The 15,488-nt window shown below is 71.7% G+C and carries 15 protein-coding genes; 8 read left to right on the plus strand and 7 right to left on the minus strand.

All coding sequences use genetic code 11. The features are described 5' to 3' along the window. From CLM62_RS08185 to CLM62_RS08195, 3 genes are all read right to left on the minus strand, one after another. Positions 1–2,272 (minus strand): Tex family protein (locus CLM62_RS08185; protein ID WP_095749188.1); only part of this gene is annotated, 2,272 nt, incomplete at its 3' end. A 105-nt stretch (positions 2,273–2,377) separates the two neighbouring features. After that, positions 2,378–2,509 carry an LPFR motif small protein gene (locus CLM62_RS51235; protein ID WP_257003732.1) on the minus strand — a complete coding sequence of 44 codons (132 nt, stop codon included), beginning with the start codon at positions 2,507–2,509 and terminating at the stop codon, positions 2,378–2,380. Between the two features lie 284 nt (positions 2,510–2,793). After that, entirely contained in the window at positions 2,794–3,663 is an 870-nt protein-coding gene (locus CLM62_RS08195; protein ID WP_179381999.1) for a hypothetical protein, read from the minus strand. Positions 3,664–3,789: 126 nt separating this feature from the next. On the opposite strand from CLM62_RS08195, the gene CLM62_RS08200 reads away from it, so the two are divergent. Both CLM62_RS08200 and CLM62_RS08205 read left to right on the plus strand, forming a co-directional pair. Beyond that, complete coding sequence (locus CLM62_RS08200; protein WP_095749191.1) at positions 3,790–4,749, plus strand: GlxA family transcriptional regulator; 960 nt, start codon at positions 3,790–3,792, stop codon at positions 4,747–4,749. Positions 4,750–5,123: 374 nt separating this feature from the next. Beyond that, positions 5,124–5,759, plus strand: a complete 636-nt coding sequence (locus tag CLM62_RS08205) for a DJ-1/PfpI family protein (protein WP_095749192.1) — start codon at positions 5,124–5,126, stop codon at positions 5,757–5,759. Here the strand turns inward: CLM62_RS08205 and CLM62_RS08210 are convergent. Then, the gene (locus CLM62_RS08210; protein WP_095749193.1) at positions 5,746–6,501 is read right to left on the minus strand and encodes an enoyl-CoA hydratase/isomerase family protein; all 756 of its coding nucleotides are present in this window, start codon (positions 6,499–6,501) and stop codon (positions 5,746–5,748) included. The two genes, CLM62_RS08205 and CLM62_RS08210, sit on opposite strands and share 14 nt — an antisense overlap. 66 nt (positions 6,502–6,567) lie before the next feature. Here CLM62_RS08210 and CLM62_RS08215 point away from each other — a divergent pair, with 66 nt between their 5' ends. Further along, the gene (locus CLM62_RS08215) at positions 6,568–7,248 is read left to right on the plus strand and encodes an HdeD family acid-resistance protein (RefSeq protein WP_095749194.1); all 681 of its coding nucleotides are present in this window, start codon (positions 6,568–6,570) and stop codon (positions 7,246–7,248) included. 175 nt (positions 7,249–7,423) lie between these two features. Further along, on the plus strand, positions 7,424–7,933 hold the full coding sequence (locus CLM62_RS08220) for an ATP-binding protein (protein WP_095749220.1): 510 nt from the start codon (positions 7,424–7,426) through the stop codon (positions 7,931–7,933). Between the two features lie 6 nt (positions 7,934–7,939). Here CLM62_RS08220 and idi read toward each other — a convergent pair whose 3' ends face one another. The 3 genes from idi to galE form a co-directional block, all read right to left on the minus strand. Further along, a complete protein-coding gene (idi, locus tag CLM62_RS08225) occupies positions 7,940–8,533 on the minus strand; it encodes an isopentenyl-diphosphate Delta-isomerase (protein ID WP_095749195.1) in 594 nt (197 codons plus the stop codon). Positions 8,534–8,743: 210 nt separating this feature from the next. Continuing rightward, entirely contained in the window at positions 8,744–9,694 is a 951-nt protein-coding gene (locus tag CLM62_RS08230; protein ID WP_095749196.1) for a cation diffusion facilitator family transporter, read from the minus strand. 141 nt (positions 9,695–9,835) lie between these two features. Beyond that, entirely contained in the window at positions 9,836–10,801 is a 966-nt protein-coding gene (galE, locus tag CLM62_RS08235; protein ID WP_095749197.1) for a UDP-glucose 4-epimerase GalE, read from the minus strand. A gap of 289 nt (positions 10,802–11,090) precedes the next feature. Between galE and CLM62_RS08240 the strand changes: the two genes are divergently transcribed. The 4 genes from CLM62_RS08240 to CLM62_RS08255 are packed head-to-tail and all read left to right on the plus strand — an operon-like array spanning position 11,091 to position 15,454. Then, entirely contained in the window at positions 11,091–12,899 is a 1,809-nt protein-coding gene (locus CLM62_RS08240) for a DUF5941 domain-containing protein (RefSeq protein WP_095749198.1), read from the plus strand. Further along, positions 12,896–13,648: a sugar phosphate nucleotidyltransferase gene (locus tag CLM62_RS08245; protein WP_095749199.1), complete on the plus strand. Its 753-nt coding sequence runs from the start codon at positions 12,896–12,898 to the stop codon at positions 13,646–13,648. The genes CLM62_RS08240 and CLM62_RS08245 overlap by 4 nt, the downstream gene beginning before the upstream one ends. Then, positions 13,636–14,697: an iron-containing alcohol dehydrogenase family protein gene (locus tag CLM62_RS08250; protein WP_095749200.1), complete on the plus strand. Its 1,062-nt coding sequence runs from the start codon at positions 13,636–13,638 to the stop codon at positions 14,695–14,697. The genes CLM62_RS08245 and CLM62_RS08250 overlap by 13 nt, the downstream gene beginning before the upstream one ends. Then, the gene (locus CLM62_RS08255; protein WP_095749221.1) at positions 14,675–15,454 is read left to right on the plus strand and encodes a CDP-alcohol phosphatidyltransferase family protein; all 780 of its coding nucleotides are present in this window, start codon (positions 14,675–14,677) and stop codon (positions 15,452–15,454) included. The genes CLM62_RS08250 and CLM62_RS08255 overlap by 23 nt, the downstream gene beginning before the upstream one ends. Positions 15,455–15,488: the final 34 nt, after the last annotated feature.

Consider the following 15,488-nt stretch of genomic DNA (forward strand, 5'->3'; position numbering starts at 1 on the left):
CGCCGCCACCGCCCCGGCCCCCCTGGCGCTGCTGCGGCGGACGCCCACCGCGCTGCCGCCGCTCGCCGGAGGGCTGCCGCTCCTGCGGCGCGGCCTCGTCGTCCAGCCGCAGCGTCAGTGAGATCCGCTTGCGCGGAATGTCGACGTCCAGCACCTTCACCTTGACGATGTCGCCGGGCTTCACCACGTCCCGCGGGTCCTTGACGAACGTCTTCGACATCGCGGAGACGTGCGCCAGACCGTCCTGGTGGACACCCACATCGATGAACGCCCCGAACGCCGCCACATTCGTGACCACGCCCTCCAGGATCATCCCGGAGGACAGGTCGGAGATCTTCTCGACGCCCTCCTTGAAGGTGGCCGTCTTGAACGCGGGCCGCGGGTCGCGCCCGGGCTTCTCCAGCTCCTTGAGGATGTCGCTCACCGTCGGCAGACCGAACGTCTCGTCCACGAAGTCCTGCGGCTTCAGCGAGCGCAGCACACCGGTGTTGCCGACGAGCGAGGCGACCTCCTGCCCGGACGTCTGCACCATCCGCCGCACGACCGGATACGCCTCCGGGTGCACGCTGGACGCGTCCAGCGGGTCGTCGCCGCCGCGGATGCGCAGGAAGCCCGCACACTGCTCGTACGCCTTCGGGCCGAGCCGCGCCACACCCTTCAGCTGCGTGCGCGACTTGAAGGGGCCGTTGCTGTCCCGGTGCGCCACGATGTTCTCGGCGAGCCCGGAGGTGATGCCGGAGACCCGGGCCAGCAGCGGCGCCGACGCCGTGTTGACGTCGACCCCCACCCCGTTCACACAGTCCTCCACCACCGCGTCCAGCGAACGCGACAGCTTCACCTCGGACAGGTCGTGCTGGTACTGGCCGACACCGATCGACTTCGGGTCGATCTTCACCAGCTCGGCCAGCGGGTCCTGGAGCCGGCGGGCGATCGACACCGCGCCGCGCAGCGACACGTCCATGTCGGGCAGCTCCTGCGAGGCGAACGCGGAGGCCGAGTACACCGAGGCGCCCGCCTCCGACACCATGACCTTGGTGAGTTTCAACTCCGGGTGCTTGGTGATCAGTTCACCGGCGAGCTTGTCGGTCTCCCGGGACGCCGTGCCGTTGCCGATCGCGATCAGCTCGACCGCGTGCTCCTTCGCCAGCCGGGCCAGCTTGGCGATCGCCTCGTCCCACTTGTTGGCCGGGACATGCGGGTAGATCACGTCCGTGGCGACGACCTTGCCGGTCGCGTCGACGACGGCGACCTTCACGCCCGTACGGAAGCCGGGGTCCAGGCCCAGCGTCGCGCGCGTGCCGGCCGGGGCGGCGAGCAGCAGGTCGCGCAGGTTCGCCGCGAAGACGTTCACGGCCTCGTCCTCCGCCGCCGTACGCAGGCGCAGCCTGAGGTCGATGCCGAGGTGCACCAGGATGCGGGTGCGCCAGGCCCAGCGGACCGTGTCCTGCAGCCACTTGTCGGCCGGACGGCCCCGGTCGGTGATCCCGAAGCGGTGCGCCACCATGCCCTCGTACGACGAAGGACCGTCCGTCGGCTCCTCGGGCTCAAGGACCAGGTCGAGGACCTCCTCCTTCTCGCCGCGCAGCATGGCGAGGATGCGGTGCGAGGGCAGCTCGGTGAACGGCTCGGCGAAGTCGAAGTAGTCGGCGAACTTGGCGCCCGCCTCCTCCTTGCCCTCCCGCACCTTCGCCGCCAGCCGCCCGCGCACCCACATGCGCTCGCGCAGCTCGCCGATCAGGTCGGCGTCCTCCGAGAACCGCTCGGTGAGGATCGCCCGGGCCCCGTCGAGCGCGGCCTGCGGATCGGCCACGCCCTTGTCGGCGTCGACGAACGCGGCGGCCGCGGCGAGCGGTTCGACGGTCGGATCACCGAGCAGCCCGTCGGCCAGCGGCTCCAGGCCCGCCTCACGCGCGATCTGCGCCTTCGTGCGCCGCTTGGGCTTGTACGGCAGGTAGATGTCCTCCAGGCGCGCCTTGGTCTCCGCCGCCCGGATCCGCGCCTCGAGCTCCTCGGTGAGCTTGCCCTGCTCGCGCACCGAGTCGAGGATCGCCGTCCGCCGTTCCTCCAGCTCCCGCAGATAGCGCAGCCGCTCCTCGATCGTGCGCAGCTGCGCGTCGTCGAGCATCTCGGTCGCTTCCTTGCGGTAGCGGGCGATGAAGGGAACCGTGGAACCGCCGTCGAGCAGCTCCACGGCAGCCTTGACCTGCCGCTCCCGTACGCCGAGTTCCTCGGCGATCCTGCCTTCGATGGACCCTACGAGGGGTGTCGTCACGATCCCGTACCGCCTTCTCCACTGAGGTTGCGCGGCAATTGTGGCAGGTGGCACCGACAACCGGGGATCAGGGCGACAACCGGCGGGGCGGCGTGGGTGGGCGCATCAGACCCTGCGGCTGCGGGTCGAGCGCGAGGCGCCGCCGAAGAGCCGGGCCAGGGCCCGGAAGGGCAGCGTCACCACGGTGGCGACGGCGCCACCGATCTGGCGCAGAACATCTGCGATCGCACGGAACACGAGTTTCCCCTTTCCTCTCCCGGCCACTCCGGCAGGGAGCGGACCGGGTACCTCGGCAACGGCCAGGCATGCGCCGTCGCATCCGGGCCGGTCATTCAGCCGGAGGACAGGGAGACCGCCAGGAGCGCCGTGCGGCGCTGCCGGTAGGTCCGGTGGATGTGTTGTTGTGCGGCGCTGCCGGTAGGTCCCGGTGGGTGTGTTGTGCGGTGTCGGCCGGAGGGCCCGTCAGGGCGACGGCGCGGGAGACTCCCGGATCGTCGCCCCCGCTTCCGCCGCGCCGCTCTTCAGCGCTTGCCGAGCAGGTCCGCCGGAAAGGCGCCCGCGGCGAGGGCGGCGCGTGCGAAGCCTGTGCCGAGCTCTGTCAGACGCGCGACGCCGTCCGCGCCCAGGTGCTCGTACGGGGCCCGGTCCAGCCGGTCGGTCTCCCGCTCGATCCCCTCGCGCAGCGCGACCCCCTGCTCCGTCAGCTCACCGTCCTCGTCCAGCAGCCCGCGCTCCCGCAGCCGCCCGCTCGCCGCGTCCCAGTCCTCCCGGGTCCAGCCGCGGGTGTCGCACACCCACTTGGGCGTCATGCCCTTGCCGGTTGCCGTATGGGTCACCACCGCCTCCAGACCGTCGAGCCCCGCGGACATCAGGGCGACGAGATGGCCGTCGCCCCGGTGCTCGCGCAGCAGTGTGGCGGCGTGCCAGTACGCCAGGTGCGGCTCCTCGGGCACCGGCAGGTCGGCGTGCGCGGAGTACAGCGGCCGGGCACTGCGCGAGCAGGCCTCGGCGGCGCGCAGGGCGAGCCGCGCCGCCTCCGCCATCTCGGCGGACACCGGCGTCTCGTCGCCGAGCAGGCGGCGCAGGGTCGCGTCGACGGCACGCGCGCGTGCCGCCAGGATCTGCTCGGGCGTGGCCGTGGCCCACACCGCGGGCACGTGCCGGGCCACGAGTTCGTGCTTGTAGTTGTAGAAGGCAGCCGTCACCGTGCCGGCCCCGACCGGCCCCAGAGCGGCCGCCCGCACCGCGAAGTTGACGGCCCGGGGGTGCGTGACGCCGAGCGCGCCCAGCTCCCGGCCCAGGTCGGGGGAGAAGTAGTGCGTCGCGTGCAGGGAGTTGAGCACGTTGTGGCAGCGGCGGCCCGCGCGCGGGTCCAGGGCGACGGTAGTCATATGGCGCACGTTACCGACCGGTCGGTACCTGATCCAGGTGTCGGTGTCCCGCAGCCGGCCGGTGTGGCAGGAAAGGTGGGGAACTCGTCATTGCGGCCACCCGCCCCTCACTCAAGAATCGAGGGCATGGCCCAGCGAACCGTTCTCGTCGTCCTCTTCGACGACATCCAGAGCCTCGATGTCACCGGCCCCGTGGAGGTGTTCGCCGGGGCCGAGACGCACACCCCGGGGACGTACCGCATCCGTACGGCCTCGCTGGACGGCGCCCCGGTGCGCACCTCCGGCGGCCTGACCTTCGTCCCGGACGGGGCCCTCGCCGACGCACCCGCCCCGCACACGCTCCTCGTCCCCGGCGGCCAGGGCACCCGGCGCCCTGCCCCGCGCCTGACCGACTGGCTGCGCGAGCAAGGCCCGCGCGCGGAGCGCCTGGTCTCCGTCTGCACCGGCGCGGTCCTGCTCGCCGAAGCGGGCCTGCTGGACGGCCGCCGCGCCACGACCCACTGGGCGTACTGCGACAAGCTGGCCCGTGACCACCCGGCGATCGAGGTCGACGCCGAACCCATCTACGTACGCGACGGACACGTCTCCACCTCCGCCGGCGTCACCTCGGGCATCGACCTCGCGCTGGCCCTGGTAGAGGAGGACCTGGGCCGGGACGTGGCGCTCACCGTCGCCCGCCACCTGGTCGTCTTCCTGCGCAGGCCCGGCAACCAGGCCCAGTTCAGCGCCCAGCTCGCCGTCCAGACCGCCAAACGCGACCCGCTCCGCGAGGTCCAGCGGTGGATCAGCGAACACCCCGCCGACAACCTGACCGTCGAGTCCCTGGCCGAGCGCGCCCGCCTCTCCCCCCGCCACTTCGCCCGCGCCTTCCTGGCCGAGACCGGCATGACCCCCGGCCGCTACGTCGACCGCGTCCGCCTCGAACACGCCCGCCGCCTCCTGGAGGACACAGGGGACGGCGTCGAGGAAATCTCCCGCGCCAGCGGCTACGGCACCCCCGAAGCCATGCGCCGCGCCTTCATCAAGGCGCTCGGCGCAGCCCCAGCCGAATACCGCCGCCGCTTCCGCCCGGCCCCCACCCACTGACCTCGGACCCGCTGGCGCGCGCCATGCGTCCGCGAGATCCGTCGCCGGTCGGCCGGCGCCTGCCAGGCGCCCGTTGACGGCCGGCGCCTGCCCGCTGACCTTCGCCCATCTGCTCGCTGACCTTCGCCCTCGGTCCGCTGGCGCGCGCCACGCGTCCGCGAGATCCGCCGCCGGTCGGCCGGCGCCTGCCAGGCGCCCGTTGACGGCCGGCATCTGCTCGCTGACCTCGGCCACCGCTCCGCTGGCGCCCGCAAGGCGCCGGCTGACCTCTGCTACCGGCCCGCTGGCGCCCACCACGCGCCCACCGACGCCCGGCGCACCCACCCTCTGTCCTCCGCCCGCCGACACCCGCCCCAGCCACCGAAAGGCCCCCCATGCAGATCGCCATCCTCCTCTACGACCGCTTCACCGCCCTGGACGCCGTCGGCCCGTACGAGACCCTCGGCCGTCTCCCCGACGCCGAGACCGTCTTCGTCGCCGAGCGGACCGGTCCCGTCCGCAACGAGACCGGCAACCTCGCCCTCACCGCCGACAAGGCGCTCGACGAGGTGACCCGCCCCGACATCGTGGTCGTCCCGGGCGGCCCGGGTCAGACCCCGCAGATGGAGAACGACACGCTCCTGGACTGGCTGCGCGCCGCCGACGCTACCAGCACCTGGACGACCTCGGTGTGCACCGGCTCCCTGCTGCTGGCCGCCGCCGGGCTCCTCGAGGGCCGCCGGGCGACCTCGCACTGGCTCGCCCTGGATTTCCTGAAGCAGTTCGGCGTCGAGCCGACAGGGGAGCGGGTGGTGAGCGACGGCAAGTATGTCACCGCGGCCGGTGTCTCCTCCGGCATCGACATGGGCCTGACCCTGCTCGGCCGGATCGCGGGTGACGCACACGCCCAGGCCGTACAGCTGTTGACCGAGTACGACCCGCAGCCGCCCTACGACGCCGGATCCCCGCAGAAGGCCCCGGCCCATCTGGTCGAGGAGATCCGCGGAAAGAGCCGCTTCATCCTGACGTAGGCACGCTCCAGGTGAAGCACGGCTGTCTGCGCTCCAGGAACGCGGCGACGCCCTCCGCGGTGTCGCCGCTGCCGCGTGCCTGCGTGGACCAGTACGCGTCCCGGTCGGTGCGGCCGTTCGCGAACTCCTTCGCCGCCGCCTGCGTCAGCTGAGAGCGGGACACCAGGACCCGGGTGAACTCCGCGACCCGCTGGCCGAGTTCTCCCGCGGGCAGCACCTCGTCCACCAGACCGGTGCGTAGGGCCCGCCCGGTGTCGATCAACTCCCCGGAGAACAACAGGTACTTGGCGGTCGCCGGACCCACCAGCGCCACCAGCCGCCGGGTGGCGGAGGCCGGATACACCACGCCCAGCTTGGCCGGGGTCACCCCGAACAGCGCGCCCTCCTCGGCGAACCGCAGATCGCAGGCCGCCGCGAGTTGCGCCCCGCCGCCCACACAGTGACCGCGGATCGCCGCCAGCGTCGGCTTCGGGAAGGCCGCGAGGGCATCCTCGGCGCGCACGGCGAGCCCCTGCGCCTCCTCCGGCGACCCCCGGAGCGTGGAGATGTCGGCCCCCGCGCAGAACGTACCGCCCTCGCCCGTCACCACCAGCGCCCGTACGCCCGGATCGGCCGCCAGCGAGTCGAGCAGCGGCGGCAGCGCCCGCCACATCGCGGCCGTCATCACGTTGCGCTTGGCCGGGTGCTGGACGACGACGGTGGCGACCGAGTCGTTGACGCTGTGCAGCAGCTGCGGCTCCATGCGGCGGATGCTATCCGCCGTCACCGACCGTACGATCAAGAAGGGGCCTGCTCCGAGGAGGCGCCGATGGCCAGAGCCGCCAAGAACGCCAAGAACGCCAAGAACGCCAAGAACGCCAAGAACGCCAACAACAACGCCGGGGTCGCCCGGCTGATCCGCGGCTTCGGCTGGCTGGCCGCGCTCGGTGTGATCCTGGTGATCGCGGGACTGATCGGGCTGATGTACACCGGGGTGGCCACGCTCACCTCGATGCTCCTGTTCGGCTGGCTGCTGCTGATCGGCGGCGCCGTCGGGCTGCTGCACGCGGTCCAGGCCCGGGGTTCCCCCTTCTTCTGGCTCGGCGTCGTCGTGGCCGCCCTGAACATCGCGGCCGGAGTGGTCGTGATCAGGCGCCCGGAGGCGGCGGCCGAGGCCCTGACCATGTTCGCCGCGCTGCTGTTCCTGACCGGCGGGGTGTTCCGCCTGGTCGGCAGCCTGGTGGTGCGCGGCCCGCAGTTCGGCTGGACGCTGCTGCAGGGCGCGTTCGACCTGGTCCTCGGCATCGGGGTGCTGGCCTCCTGGCCGAGCAGCAGGTACGTGATCGGCGCTCTCTTCTCCCTCGCCCTGCTCTTCGACGGGCTCGGTCTCGTCGCGACCGGCTTCGGCGGGCGCCGAATCGCCGGCATGGTGTCCGACCGGCTCACCCCGGACGACGACACACGGAGCGGATCGGGCAACCCGGCCGGCAAACCCGTACAACCCGACTAGTTCGGGAAGTCGGCGCGGAGCGGGACAGGAGCGGTCCAACAACTGACTGTGTCATACGCCAACGGTCAGAAGTGCTCGATACCGGCTGACTTCTGTTCAGGGCTCTGGGCCGGAGGGGTCGATTGCCAACACTCGACGTGTGGTGACAATCGAGCGCAAGGGTGGCGACCGGACGATGGAGAACCACGGGCGCGGGCCCGACCCACGCCCAGCGGGCGGCACGGACGAACCCCTCGACGCGGTGCCGCCGGACCCCCTGCCGTACGAGGGCGTGTGGCGGTTCACCGCTCCCGCCGTCGACGCCTCCGTCCCCCAGGCGCGACACGCCGTACGGGACCTGCTGTACCGCCAGGGGGTGCCGGTCTCCGACGACCTGGTCCAGGGATTGCTGCTGATCGTCTCGGAACTGGTCACGAACGCTGTGCGGCACGCGGCGCTGCTTTCGCCGATGCTGGCCGTGGAGGTCGCCGTAGGTGCCGAGTGGGTGCGGGTGTCCGTGGAGGACAACCACCCCTACCGCCCGAGCGCCCTGGAGGCCGACCACGGCCGGACGGGAGGCCGCGGACTGCTCCTGGTCACCGAGATCACCCGGGAGGCGGGCGGGGTGTGCGACGTCGAGCACACCGCGAGCGGCGGCAAGGTGATCTGGGCCGCCCTGCCGCTCAAGCCCGCGCAGGTGCCGTGACGCTCGTCACCAGCCGGCGGACGCGCCCGTCAGTTCCCTGACCGCGGGGCGGGCCGCGTCCAGCACGGTCATGAACCAGGAGGAGAAGGTGTCCTTCGCGTGCCGCTCCGCCAGCTCGGCGGCGGTCACGAAGGCCGTCGCGCCGACCTCCTCCGGGTCCGGCCCGAGCGGCGCCTGGACGAGCCCCACGAAGAGATGGTTGTACTCCTGCTCGACCAGGCCCGAGGCCGGGTCCGGGTGGTTGTAGCGGACCGTGCCCGCCTCGGCGAGCAGTGACGGGGAGACGCCGAGCTCCTCGTACGTGCGCCGGGCGGCCGCCGCGAAGGGCGCCTCGCCGGGGTAAGGGTGGCCGCAGCAGGTGTTGGACCACACACCGGGGGAGTGGTACTTGCCCGCCGCCCGCTGCTGGAGCAGCAGTCTGCCGTGCTCGTCGAAGAGGAACACGGAGAAGGCGCGGTGCAGCTGCCCCGGCGGCTGATGCGCTGCCAGCTTCTCCGCGGTGCCGATCGTCACACCGTTCTCGTCGACCAGTTCCAGCAAGATCGCGTCTGCGGTGCCGTTCGACGGACTGTGCGTCGCGGTGGCAGGTGTGATCGGCATACCCATCCTTCACATCGGTCTTCGCGCCCCAAGTGTGCCGCACGAATACGGCACTCCCGGCAGTTGATCGTGCCCGGCGCGGCGGGCACGGAACCGTCCGGGGCGGGGCTGTGAGCACCAGGACGCAACCGTGTGCCGGATCGCTGCATTCCGTCACATCCGCGCTCCCCGGCGCCCGTACGGGTGTCCGTCAGTGGCAGGCCGTGCGGGTCAGTGGCACAGCCGCGCCTCGTGCTCCGCGTGCCCGCTCGGCTCCAGCTGGAAGGTGCAGTGCTCCACGTCGAAGTGGTCGCCGAGGCAGCCCTGGAGCTCGTGCAGCATCTTCTCGTGGCCTATCGCGCTGAGGACGTCGGAGCGGACGACGACGTGCGCGGACAGCACCGGCATGCCGGAGGTGATCGTCCAGGCGTGCAGGTCGTGGACGTCCTCGACGCCGTCCAGGGCGAGTATGTGGGCGCGGACCTCCGCGATGTCGACGTCCTTGGGGGCCGCCTCCAGCAGCACGTCGAGCGTCTCGCGCAGCAGCTTCCAGGTGCGCGGCACGATCATCAGGGCGATGACGAGCGAGGCGATCGGGTCGGCGGCCTGCCAGCCCGTGGTCAGGATCACCACAGCCGAGATCAGCACCGCGAGCGAGCCCAGCGCGTCCGCGGCCACCTCCAGGAACGCGCCGCGCACGTTCAGGCTCTCCCGCTGACCGCGCATCAGCAGCGTGAGCGAGATCAGGTTCGCCACCAGACCGATCAGACCGAACACGACCGTCAGGCCGCCCTCGGTGTCGGCGGGCGTGATGAACCGCTGGATCGCCTCGTACAGGACGTAGCTGCCGACCCCGAGCAGCAGCAGACAGTTGGCGAGGGCGGCCAGGATCTCCGCGCGGGCGTAGCCGAAGGTGCGCCGGTCGCTCGGTGGACGGCTCGCGAAGTGGATCGCGAGCAGCGCCATGCCCAGGCCCAGCGCGTCCGTCGCCATGTGGGCCGCGTCGGCGACCAGCGCGAGCGAGTCGGCGACCACACCGCCGACGAGTTCGACCACCATGACGGTGAGCGTGATCGACAAAGCGACCCGCAGCCTGCCGCGGTACGCCGCGGTCGCCGTACCGCCGGCCGACGCGCCGTGCGTATGCCCGTGCGCGTGCCCGTGATCGTGGCCAGCCCCCATGAAAGCGTCCTCCTGTGTTCGCTCGGGATCACAGTGAACTACGGGTGGGGGGTAGGGCAACGCGGCACTGAACACCGTTGTCATGTGCTCTGACCTGCAGAAACGATCCGCAGGTCAGAGCGCCGGGTGATCATCCGCTGATCATCCGCCGCGGTGCAGCAGCCACCCTTGCCACGCCGACTCGACCATCTCGCGCACCGAGCGCCGGGCCGTCCAGCCGAGTTCCTCGGCGGCCCGGTCGGCCGAGGCGACCGCGCGCGGCGCGTCACCGGGGCGCCGGGCCTCGATGACGGGTGGGCGCCGGTCGCCGGTCACCTCGCCGATCACCGTGATCAGTTCGCGCACCGAGACGCCCTCGCCGCGGCCGATGTTCACCGTCAGGTCGCCGCTGCGGTCATCGAGCCGCCGGGCGGCGGCCAGGTGTGCCTCGGCCAGATCCACGACATGGATGTAGTCACGGACGCAGGTGCCGTCCGGCGTCGGATGGTCGTCGCCGAAGATCCGCGGCGCCTCGTCCCGCGTGAGCCGGTCGAAGACCATGGGGACGATGTTGAAGACCCCGGTGTCCGCCAGCTCGGGCGCGGCGGCACCGGCGACGTTGAAGTAGCGCAGGCACACCGTCGAGATGCCGTGCGCCCGGCCCGCCGCCCGCACCAGCCACTCACCGGCGAGCTTCGTCTCGCCGTACGGGTTCACCGGAGCGCACGGGGTGTCCTCCGTGATCGGATCCACACCGGGGTCGCCGTAGACGGCCGCCGACGAAGAGAAGACGAAGCGCTCGATCCCGGCCTCGGCGACCGCCTCCAGAAGCGTGGCGAGGCCGCCCACGTTCTCGCGGTAGTACCGCGTCGGCTGCGCCACGGACTCGGCCACCTGTTTGCGCGCGGCCAGGTGCAGCACACCCGTCACCTCGTGCTCGGCCAGCAGCCGTTTCAGCAGGCCGGCGTCCGTCGTCGACCCCTCGACGAGCGGCACGTCCGCCGGGAGCCGCTCGGGGATTCCGGTCGAGAGGTCGTCCAGTGCGAGGACGGGCTCCCCTGTGTCGGTCATGGCCCGCGCCACATGGGCCCCGATATATCCGGCACCGCCGGTGATCAGCCATGTCATGGTCGCCCACCCTATGTCGAGCCGGCCGCGTCCGGCGTAATGTCCTGGATGCCCGGTGTGTGGTGCGCGGTTTGTGGGCGGGGCACCGGATCCTTGATGATGATCGCGGCAACGGCAGGGGGAGGCGGTGTTGATCGGCCCGTGAACGGGCGGTGAACGCGGCCTTCCGGGGATCCGATAGCCTCTGCCGACATGCCGCCCGCCTGGTGCAGCCAAGCCGCACCACGGAGGGCGTCCCCACCATGTACATGACCGACGCCGTGCGTCGGCACCCAGGGAGTGAGTTCGGTTGTCGACCGCCATCCTCACCGGTCAGCCGGTCCCCGGATCGTCGATCGAGGGCGATCTGCGGTCCCTCGGCTTCGACGTACGGATCGCCGCCGACGCCGCCGACGCCGAGACGCTTCTCGCCCAGGTGCCCGGTGACCAGCGCGTCGCCGTGGTCGATGCCCGCTTCGTGGGCCACGCCCACGCGCTCCGCCTCGGCCTCACCGACCCCCGCTTCCCGCTCGCCGCGGTGCCGGGCGCCGTGACGGCCCAGCCGGCCGGCCGCCAGGCCCTGACGCGAGCGGTGGCGCGCGAGAACTCGGCGGGCGGCGGCACGGTCGTCGCCGTCGACAGCCTCGCCGACCGCATCGTCACCTCCCTCGACGACGACGGTGCCGACGTGCACCGCCCAGAGCTCGGCAGCCTGGTCGCCGAGGTCCCCGCCGACCCGCAGGCCCGCAACGAGGCACGGCAGGCCGTGGCCGCCGTCGACGACGAGGCCGTACGCCTGAAGTCGGCCGTGAAGTCCCGCGACGGCTTCTTCACCACCTTCTGCATCAGCCCGTACTCCCGCTACATCGCCCGCTGGTGCGCCCGCCGGGGCCTGACCCCGAACCAGGTCACCACCGCCTCGCTCCTCACCGCCCTGATCGCGGCGGGCTGCGCGGCCACCGGCACGCGCGGCGGCTTCATAGCGGCCGGCGTCCTGCTGCTCGCGTCCTTCGTCCTTGACTGCACCGACGGACAGCTCGCCCGCTACTCCCTGCAGTACTCCACGCTCGGCGCCTGGCTGGACGCCACCTTCGACCGGGCCAAGGAGTACGCCTACTACGCCGGCCTCGCCCTGGGAGCCGCCCGAGGCGGCGACGACGTATGGGCCCTGGCGCTGGGCGCGATGGTCCTGCAGACCTGCCGGCACGTCGTGGACTTCTCCTTCAACGAGGCCAACCACGACGCCACCGCCAACACCAGCCCCACCGCGGCCCTTTCGGACAAGCTGGACAGTGTCGGCTGGACGGTGTGGGTACGCCGCATGATCGTCCTGCCGATCGGCGAGCGCTGGGCGATGATCGCCCTCCTCACGGCGGCCACGACTCCTCGTATCACCTTCTACGCGCTGCTCATCGGGTGCGCCTTCGCGGCGACGTACACGACGGCGGGCCGGGTGCTGCGCTCGCTGACCCGCAAGGCACGGCGCACGGACCGGGCGGCGCAGGCGCTGGCGGACCTGGCGGACAGCGGGCCGCTCGCAGAGGGCCTCGTCACACTCCTGCGGAAGCTGCCCGCGCACCCCCCGTTCAGCTCACGCGCCTTCCTCGTGCTGCCCGCCGCCGCGATGGTGGTCGGTGCCGCGGCCCTGGCGCCGTACGGCAGCGCGCTCCCCGTCGCCCTGGCCGTCCTGTACGTGCTCACCTCGGCCGCCGCCGTGGCACTGCCCCTCAAGGGCGCTCTCGACTGGCTCGTCCCCCCGTTCTTCCGGGCCGCCGAGTACTGCACCGTCCTGATCCTGGCGGCCAAAGCCGAGGTGAACGGAGCCCTTCCCGCGGCTTTCGGGCTGGTGGCGGCGGTCGCCTACCATCACTACGACACGGTGTACCGCATCCGCGGCAACGCCGGAGCGCCCCCGGCCTGGCTGGTGCGCGCCGTCGGGGGGCACGAAGGACGGACGCTGCTCGTCACCGTCCTGGCCGCGGCGCTCTCCGCCGCGCAGTTCAAGGTCGCGCTCACGGTTCTCGCCGTGGCTGTGGCTCTGGTGGTGCTCGTGGAGAGCATCCGCTTCTGGGTGTCCTCCGGGGCCCCCGCCGTACACGACGAAGGAGAACCCGCATGATCGGCCTCGTGCTGGCGGCCGGCGCCGGACGCCGTCTGCGCCCCTACACCGACAGCCTGCCTAAGGCGCTGGTGCCGGTGGGGCCCGCGGGCATAGAGGGCGAACCCACGGTTGTGGACCTGACCCTCGGCAACTTCGCCGAGGTCGGCCTGACCGAGGCCGCGATCATCGTCGGCTACCGCAAGGAGGCCGTGTACGAGCGCAAGGCGGCCCTGGAGCGGAAGTACGGCCTCAAGCTCACCCTCATCGACAACGACAAGGCCGAGGAGTGGAACAACGCCTACTCCCTGTGGTGCGGCCGTGACGCCCTCAAGGACGGCGTGATCCTCGCCAACGGCGACACCGTCCACCCGGTCTCCGTCGAGAAGACGCTGCTCGCCGCCCGCGGCGACGGCAAGAAGATCATCCTCGCCCTGGACACCGTGAAGACGCTGGCCGACGAGGAGATGAAGGTCGTCGTCGACCCCGGCAAGGGCATGACGAAGATCACCAAGCTGATGGACCCGGCCGAGGCCACCGGCGAGTACATCGGCGTCACCCTCATCGAGGGCGACGCCGCCTGGGAGCTGGCCGACGCGCTGCGGACCGTGTGGGAGACCGACCCGCAGCAGTTCTACGAGCACGGCTACCAGGAACTGGTCAATCGCGGCTTCCGTATCGACGTCGCGCCGATCGGCGACGTCAAGTGGGTGGAGATCGACAACCACGACGATCTCGCCCGCGGACGGGAGATCGCGTGCCAGTACTGACGAGGCTGATTCCTTCGCCGGTCGTCGTGGACATCCGCCCCGGTGCCCTCGACGACCTGGGCTGTGTGCTCGCCGACGAGCGCATCTCCCACTCCGGCAGGCTCGCCGTCGCCGTCAGCGGCGGCTCCGGCGCCACACTCCGTGAGCGCATCGCCCCTTCGCTGCCCGGCGCGACCTGGTACGAGGTGGGTGGCGGCACCCTCGACGACGCGGTCCGGCTGGCGAGCGACATAAAGGCCGGCCACTACGACGCGGTCGTCGGCCTGGGCGGCGGCAAGATCATCGACTGTGCCAAGTTCGCGGCGGCACGCGTCGGCCTCCCGCTGGTCGCCGTACCCACGAACCTCGCGCACGACGGCCTGTGCTCGCCCGTCGCGACCCTCGACAACGACGCCGGCCGAGGCTCGTACGGCGTACCGAACCCGATCGCGGTCGTCATCGACCTGGACGTGATCCGCGACGCTCCGGTGCGGTTCGTACGGGCCGGTATCGGCGACGCCGTCTCCAACATCTCCGCGATCGCGGACTGGGAGCTCGCCAACCGGGTGAAGGGCGAGAAGATCGACGGTCTCGCCGCCGCGATCGCCCGGCAGGCGGGCGAGGCGGTGCTCAGACACCCGGGTGGCATCGGGGACACCGGCTTCCTGCAGGTGCTGGCCGAGGCGCTCGTCCTCAGCGGTATCGCCATGTCGGTGTCCGGTGACTCGCGGCCGTCCTCCGGGGCGTGCCACGAGATCAACCACGCCTTCGATCTGCTGTTCCCCAAGCGGGCCGCGGCCCACGGCGAGCAGTGCGGCCTCGGCGCGGCCTTCGCGATGTATCTGCGCGGGGCCCACGAGGAGTCGGCGTACATGGCCGAGGTGCTGCGTCGGCACGGGCTGCCGGTACTGCCGGAGGAGATCGGCTTCACGACGGACGAGTTCGTCAGGGTCGTGGAGTTCGCCCCGGAGACCCGGCCCGGCCGCTACACGATCCTCGAACACCTCGACCTGACCTCCGACCAGATCAAGGACATCTACGCCGACTATGTCAAGGCCATCGGTAGCTGAACTACGACCGGTCGTCCACCCCGCAGGGGTGAAGGACCGGCGCAGCGGTGAGCACTGGGCGGGACGCCTGTACATGCGGGAGATCTCGCTGCGGGTGGACCGGTACCTGGTGAACACGCGGGTCACGCCCAACCAGCTGACCTACCTGATGACCGTCTTCGGCGTGCTCGCGGCGCCGGCCCTGCTGGTGCCGGGGATCGCGGGCGCCGTGCTCGGCGTGCTGATGGTCCAGCTCTATCTGCTGCTCGACTGCGTCGACGGCGAGATCGCGCGCTGGAAGCAGCAGTTCTCGCTCGGCGGGGTCTACCTGGACCGGGTCGGTGCCTACCTGACCGACGCCGCGGTCCTCGTCGGCTTCGGCCTGCGCGCCGCCGACCTGTGGGGCACCGGGCGGATCGACTGGCTCTGGGCCTTCCTCGGCACGCTGGCCGCCCTCGGCGCGATCCTGATCAAGGCCGAGACCGACCTCGTCGGCGTCGCCCGCCACCAAGGCGGGCTGCCGCCGGTCAAGGAGGCGGCGTCCGAGCCCCGCTCGTCCGGCATGGCACTGGCCCGCAAGGCCGCCGCGGCGCTGAAGTTCCACCGGCTGGTGCTCGGGATCGAGGCGTCCCTGCTGATCCTGGTCCTGGCGGTCCTGGACACGGTCAGGGACGACCTGTTCTTCTCCCGGCTCGGCGTCGCGGTGCTGGCCGGCATCGCGCTCCTGCAGACCCTGCTGCACCTGGTGTCCATCCTCGCGTCGAGCAGGCTGAGGTGAGCGCAGTGGAGGCTTCTTCCTCACTGAAGGTCGG

The sequence above is a fragment of the Streptomyces sp. SA15 genome, assembly GCF_002291145.1.
GTDB lineage: Bacteria > Actinomycetota > Actinomycetes > Streptomycetales > Streptomycetaceae > Streptomyces.

What these genes read in the sequence shown, in the direction of transcription:
- CLM62_RS08195 (WP_179381999.1), bottom strand. Translation starts at nt 3,663, where the DNA reads ATGACTACCGTCGCCCTGGACCCGCGCGCGGGCCGCCGCTGCCACAAC.
- CLM62_RS08200 (WP_095749191.1), top strand. Translation starts at nt 3,790, where the DNA reads ATGGCCCAGCGAACCGTTCTCGTCGTCCTCTTCGACGACATCCAGAGC.
- CLM62_RS08205 (WP_095749192.1), top strand. Translation starts at nt 5,124, where the DNA reads ATGCAGATCGCCATCCTCCTCTACGACCGCTTCACCGCCCTGGACGCC.
- CLM62_RS08210 (WP_095749193.1), bottom strand. Translation starts at nt 6,501, where the DNA reads ATGGAGCCGCAGCTGCTGCACAGCGTCAACGACTCGGTCGCCACCGTC.
- CLM62_RS08215 (WP_095749194.1), top strand. Translation starts at nt 6,568, where the DNA reads ATGGCCAGAGCCGCCAAGAACGCCAAGAACGCCAAGAACGCCAAGAAC.
- CLM62_RS08220 (WP_095749220.1), top strand. Translation starts at nt 7,424, where the DNA reads ATGGAGAACCACGGGCGCGGGCCCGACCCACGCCCAGCGGGCGGCACG.
- idi (WP_095749195.1), bottom strand. Translation starts at nt 8,533, where the DNA reads ATGCCGATCACACCTGCCACCGCGACGCACAGTCCGTCGAACGGCACC.
- CLM62_RS08230 (WP_095749196.1), bottom strand. Translation starts at nt 9,694, where the DNA reads ATGGGGGCTGGCCACGATCACGGGCACGCGCACGGGCATACGCACGGC.
- galE (WP_095749197.1), bottom strand. Translation starts at nt 10,801, where the DNA reads ATGACATGGCTGATCACCGGCGGTGCCGGATATATCGGGGCCCATGTG.
- CLM62_RS08245 (WP_095749199.1), top strand. Translation starts at nt 12,896, where the DNA reads ATGATCGGCCTCGTGCTGGCGGCCGGCGCCGGACGCCGTCTGCGCCCC.
- CLM62_RS08255 (WP_095749221.1), top strand. Translation starts at nt 14,675, where the DNA reads ATGTCAAGGCCATCGGTAGCTGAACTACGACCGGTCGTCCACCCCGCA.